Origin of the sequence: Streptomyces flavofungini (assembly GCF_041028215.1) — a bacterium.
In the GTDB taxonomy this organism is placed as follows: domain Bacteria; phylum Actinomycetota; class Actinomycetes; order Streptomycetales; family Streptomycetaceae; genus Streptomyces; species Streptomyces flavofungini_B.
On sequence record NZ_JASKYR010000617.1, the window covers coordinates 1 to 6,019 of the forward strand.

Here is a 6,019-nt window from a genome sequence, read left to right on the forward strand (position 1 = left end):
GTCCTGTCCGGTGATTCCGGTGATGAGTGGGGGGGGGGGGGGGGGGGGGGGGGCCGTGCGTCGTGTGCTTCGGCGTCGGGCCAGCCCGCCGCCGGACGTGCGCGGAACGCATTGGGTGTCGACCAGTCCGCCCCGCGGGCGCGGACTTCCGCCCGACCGGTCCTCACCGTGGCGGTGGAAAGAGGGAAGATGTCCAAGCGCGCACTCATCACCGGAATCACCGGACAGGACGGCTCGTACCTGGCGGAACACCTCCTCGGCCTGGGCTACCAGGTGTGGGGGCTCTGCCGGGGCCAGGCCAACCCCCGGAAGGACCGGATAGCCAAACTGATCCCCGAACTGTCCTTCGTGGACGGTGACCTCATGGACCAGGGCAGCCTGGTGTCGGCCGTGGACCTGGTCCAGCCCGACGAGGTCTACAACCTGGGGGCCATCTCGTTCGTCCCCATGTCCTGGCAGCAGCCCGAGCTGGTCACCGAGGTCAACGGCACCGGCGTGCTGCGGATGCTGGAGGCCGTTCGGATGGTGTCCGGCCTGAACAAGTCCTCCGGCGGCACACCCCGGGGGCAGATCCGCTTCTACCAGGCATCCTCCTCGGAGATGTACGGCAAGGTGGCGGAGAGCCCGCAGCGGGAGACCACCTTCCTGCACCCGCGCAGCCCCTACGGCGTGGCCAAGACGTTCGGCCACTACATGACCCGCAACTACCGCGAGTCGTACGGGATGTACGGCGTCTCGGGCATCCTGTTCAACCACGAGTCGCCCCGGCGCGGCGCCGAGTTCGTGACGCGGAAGATCTCCCTGGCGGTGGCGCAGATCAAGCTGGGGCTCGCGGACAAGCTCAGCCTGGGCAACCTCGACGCCGAGCGCGACTGGGGCTTCGCCGGTGACTACGTACGCGCCATGCACCTGATGCTCCAGCAGGAGGAGCCCGAGGACTTCGTGGTGGGCACCGGCAGCATGCACAAGGTGCGTGACGCCGCCCGCATCGCCTTCGAGCACGTCGGCCTGGACTGGCGGGACCACGTGGTGGTCGATCCCGGGCTCGTGCGGCCCGCCGAGGTCGAGACGCTCTGCGCGGATTCCAGCAACGCCCGCCGCGAGCTGGGCTGGAAGCCCGAGGTCGACTTCGAGGAGCTGATGCGCATGATGGTCGAGTCCGACCTGCGCCAGGCCTCCCGCGAGCGGGACTACAGCCGTCTGCTGACCGCCGGGACCACCGGCTCCGGCGGCGCCTGGTAGGTGGCGTAGGGGTGCGGGCCCGGCCGGGCCCGCACCCACCGCGGACGCGCGGCCACGATGGCCGCCGCGAACCGCCCGCACAGACTAGGGAATTCCAAAAACACCTCGTCGCAGACTGTGCCCATGGTCAGCGGATTCGTGTGCACGGCAACACCGCCCGCGACGCGGTGCCCCACCCGCTCCCGCAGGCGCGTGGACGAGGCGTGAGCCACCGCGCCGGGCGGACCGCCGTGGTGCTGCCCCCACTCGTTCTCCCCTTTTCGGACACCCCCGACGTCCCGGCGCCCCACGGCCGCCCCGGGACTCCGGTGTCCACGTCGGATCGTCAGCCGTCCGCCGGTCTTCTTCCAGATGGGTTGCGTTGAAATGGACAAGGAACAGAAGCTCCGGGACTACCTCCGGCGGGCCAGCGCTGACCTGAAGCGCTCGCGGGAGCGGGTGAGTGAACTGGAGGCGGCGGCCACCGAGCCCATCGCGATCGTCGGGATGAGCTGCCGCTACCCCGGCGGCGTCAGCAGCCCCGAGGAGCTGTGGCGGATGCTGGCGGCCGGTGAGGACGGCATCACCGGCATGCCCGAGGACCGCGGCTGGGAGGCGGCCATCGGCGACGGGCCCGCCGACTTCGCGGGCGGCTTCCTGCACGACGCGCCCGCCTTCGACCCGGACTTCTTCGGCATCTCGCCGCGCGAGGCGCTGTCCATGGACCCCCAGCAGCGGCTTCTGCTCGAAACCGGCTGGGAGGCGTTCGAACGCGCGGGCATCGACCCCGCCGGGGTGCGCGGCAGCCGCACCGGCATGTTCGTCGGCGCCATGCCGCAGGACTACCGGGTGGGCCCCGACGACGACGTACAGGGCTTCCAGCTCACCGGCAACGCCACGAGCATCCTGTCGGGCCGCCTGTCGTACTTCTTCGGCGCCGTCGGGCCCGCCGTGACCGTCGACACCGCGTGCTCCTCCTCCCTGGTCGCGGTGCACCTCGCCGCCCAGTCGCTGCGCGCGGGGGAGTGCTCCCTCGCGCTGGCCGCGGGCGTCACCGTGATGGCGAGCCCCACCACCTTCGTCGAGTTCGCCCGGCAGGGCGGCCTCGCCGCCGACGGCCGCTGCAAGTCCTTCGCCGACGCCGCCAACGGCACCGGCTGGTCCGAAGGCGTCGGCGTGCTCGTCCTTGAGCGGCTCTCCGAGGCCCGCCGCAACGGTCACCACGTCCTCGCCGTGGTGCGCGGCTCGGCCGTCAACCAGGACGGCGCCTCCAACGGCCTGACCGCCCCCAACGGCCCCTCCCAGCGGCGCGTCATCGAATCCGCCCTGGTCAACGCCCGGCTGACCGCCGCCGACSYCGWMGMGGYGSAGGCCCTGCTCGCCACCTACGGCCAGGGCCGCGACCCCGAACGCCCGCTGCTGCTCGGCTCGGTGAAGTCCAACATCAGCCACACCCAGGCCGCCGCGGGCATCGCGGGCATCATCAAGATGGTCATGGCGATGCGCSACGACCTGCTGCCCCGGACCCTGCACGTGGACCAGCCGTCCAGCCACGTCGACTGGACCGAGGGCGCCGTCCGGCTGCTCACCGAGCCCGCCCCCTGGCCGCGCACCCCCGGGGCGCCGCGCCGCGCGGGCATCTCCTCCTTCGGCCTGTCCGGCACCAACGCGCACACCATCATCGAGGAGGCCCCGGCCGAGCGGCCCTCCGAGGCGGGCGAGCCCGAAGGGGCAGCGGACGCGCCCGCCGTCGAGGCGGGGGCACTGCCCTGGCTGCTCTCCGGGCGCACCCCCGAGGCGCTGTGCGCCCAGGCCGCCCGGCTCCTCGACCACCTGACCGCCCACCCCGCGCCGCGCGCCCTGGACGTCTCCCACGCGCTGGCCACCACCCGCTCCGCCTTCGAGCACCGGGCGGCGTTCACCGCCACCGGCCTGGACACCGCCGTCGCCGCCCTCACCGCGCTGGCCGCCGGTGCGGACGCCCCCGGCCTGACCACCCACCAGGTGCGCGGACGCACCAAGCTCGCGGTGCTCTTCTCAGGACAGGGCTCCCAGCGTCCGGGCATGGGCCGCGAGCTGTCCGCGCGCTTCCCCGTCTTCGCCGACGCCCTGGACGAGATCCTCGGCCACCTCGACGCCGGGCTCGACCGGCCGCTGCGTTCGCTGATGTTCGCCGAGGAGGGCAGCGCGGAGGCCGCTCTGCTCGACCGCACCGAGTACGCCCAGCCCGCGCTGTTCGCCCTCGAAGTGGCGCTCTACCGCCTCGTCGAGTCCTTCGGCGTCAGCGCGGACCACCTCGCCGGGCACTCCGTCGGTGAGATCGCCGCCGCCCATGTGGCCGGGGTGTTCTCCCTGGCGGACGCCTGCACCCTGGTCCTGGCGCGCGGCCGGCTGATGCAGGCGCTGCCCGAGGGCGGCGCCATGGCCTCCCTGGAGGCCACCGAGGACGAGGTCGCCCCGCTCCTCGCCGACCACCCCGGGCAGGTCTCCGTCGCCGCCGTCAACGGCCCCTCGGCCGTCGTCGTCGCCGGTGCGGCCGGCGCGGTCGAGGACATCGCCGCGCGCGTCGCCGCCCTGGGCCGCCGCACCCGGCGGCTGCGGGTCTCGCACGCCTTCCACTCACCGCTCATGGAGCCCATGCTGGAGGAGTTCCGCGCGGTCGTCGCCGGGCTCTCCCCGCAGGCACCCACCATCCCGGTCGTCACCAACCTGACCGGCGCGCCCGCCACCGTCGAGCAGCTCACCTCCGCCGACCACTGGACCGACCACGTCCGGCACGCGGTGCGCTTCGCCGACGGCGTCTCCTGGCTCGCCGGACACGGCACCGGACTCTTCCTCGAACTGGGCCCCGACGCCACGCTCGCCGCCCTCACCCGCACCGTCCTCGACGACCAGGGGCACGAGCAGGCCGCCGTGCTGGCCTCGCTGCGCAAGGACCGCCCCGAGGCCGCCGCCCTCACCGAGGCCGCCACCGGCCTGTACCTGCGCGGCGCCGCGCTGCGCTGGCAGGGCTGGTTCGACGGCACCGGCGCCGCCCGCGCCGACCTGCCCACCTACGCCTTCCAGCACCGCCGCTTCTGGCCCAAGGGCGTTACCGGACTCACCGGCGACATGCGCTCCGCCGGGCTCGGCGCCGCCCACCACCCGCTGCTGGCCGCCGCCGTCACCCTCGCCAACTCCGACGGCCTGCTCCTCACCGGCCGTCTCTCGGTGCGCACCCACCCCTGGCTCGCCGACCACGCCGTGCGCGGCACCGTCCTGCTGGCGGGCACCGCCTTCCTTGAGCTGGCCGTGCGCGCCGGTGACGAGGTGGGCTGCGAACGCGTCGAGGACCTCACGCTGGCCGCGCCGCTCGCGCTGCCCGAGGACGGCGGGGTCCAGGTCCAGGTGTGGATCGGCAGCCCCGACGAGACCGGCCGCCGCACCCTGAACCTGTACTCCCGCCCCGACGGCGATGAGGACAGGGCCTGGACCCAGCACGCCGCGGGCACGCTGGCACCCGGTGCGCAGTCCCCGGCGGACACGGCGGAGTTCGACGCCGCCGTCTGGCCGCCCGCGGACGCCGAGGCCGTCGCGCTCGACGGCTTCTACGACGGTCTGGCCGAGGCCGGATTCTCCTACGGGCCCGCCTTCCGCGGCCTGCGCGGCGTCTGGCGGCGCGGTGACGAGACCTTCGCCGACGTCGCCCTGGACGCGGGACCGGCCTCCGACGCCACCGCCTTCGGCCTGCACCCCGCCCTGCTCGACGCCGCCCTGCACGCCACCGCCCTCGCACCGCTCGGCGAGGACGCCCGCGGCGGGCTGCCCTTCGCCTGGCAGGACGTCACCCTGCACGCGAGCGGCGCCGCCGAGGCCCGGGTGCGCATCACCCCGGCCGGTGACGACGCCGTCGCCCTGTCCCTCGCCGACACCACCGGCGCGCCCCTCGCCTCGGTCGGCTCCCTGGTCCTGCGCTCCGCGCCCGACGCCCGGGGCGCCGCCGCCTCCGCCCTGGAGCGGGACGCCCTGTTCGCCCTGGACTGGGTACGGGTGCCCGGCACCGCGGGCGACCCCCTCACCGGCGCCGTCGGCCTGCTCGGCGCCGACCCGTACCAGCTGGGCGCCGCCCTCACCGCCGCCGGGGCGGAGCTGAGCGCGTGCACCCCCGGCGCCGACACGCCCGCCCTGGTGCTCGCCCCCGTCACGGGCGCGGGTGAGGAGGTCCCGGCCGCCGTTCACACGCTCACCGCGCACGTCCTCGGGCAGGTCAAGGAGTGGCTCGCCGCCGACACCCCGCACGGCTCGCGCCTGGTGTTCGTCACCCGGGGCGCGGTCGCCGCGGGGGAGAGCGGCATCACCGACCCGGCCGCCGCCGCCGTCTGGGGCCTGGTGCGCTCCGCCCAGACCGAACACCCCGGCCGCTTCGGCCTGCTCGACCTCGACCCCGGCGCGCGCGCCGATGCCGCGCCCGCCGCGCTCAACGCCGCCCTGGCCGCCGACGAACCGCAGCTCGCCCTGCGCGACGGTGCGGTGCTCGGCGCCCGCCTCGCCCGGGTCCGCCCCGGCGACACCGACGCCGCCGCCTGGAACCCCGAGGGCACCGTCGTCATCACCGGCGGCACCGGCKGCCTGGGCGCCGTCCTCGCCCCCACCGCCCACACCTGGGGCGAGGAGGTCTACTTCGACACCGGCGTGAGCGCCGCCCGCGAGGACGGCGCCCAGCAGGTCGTCGAGCCCGGGACCGTGGCGTTCTGGCCCGACGGSGACCGCCSGCSCCTGGCGACGGTGCGCGACGGCGACCCGGTCCGCGTCGAGTGGG

General features: G+C 75.0%; 1 protein-coding gene and 1 pseudogene. Both read left to right on the forward strand.

Features of this window, described 5'->3' with window-relative positions; genetic code table 11:
* The first annotated feature begins 189 nt into the window (after positions 1-189).
* Entirely contained in the window at positions 190-1,242 is a 1,053-nt protein-coding gene (locus AB8Z36_RS31055; protein WP_369216723.1) for a GDP-mannose 4,6-dehydratase, read from the forward strand.
* A gap of 366 nt (positions 1,243-1,608) precedes the next feature.
* A pseudogene (locus tag AB8Z36_RS31060) lies at positions 1,609-6,019 on the forward strand (beta-ketoacyl synthase N-terminal-like domain-containing protein); the annotation flags it as partial.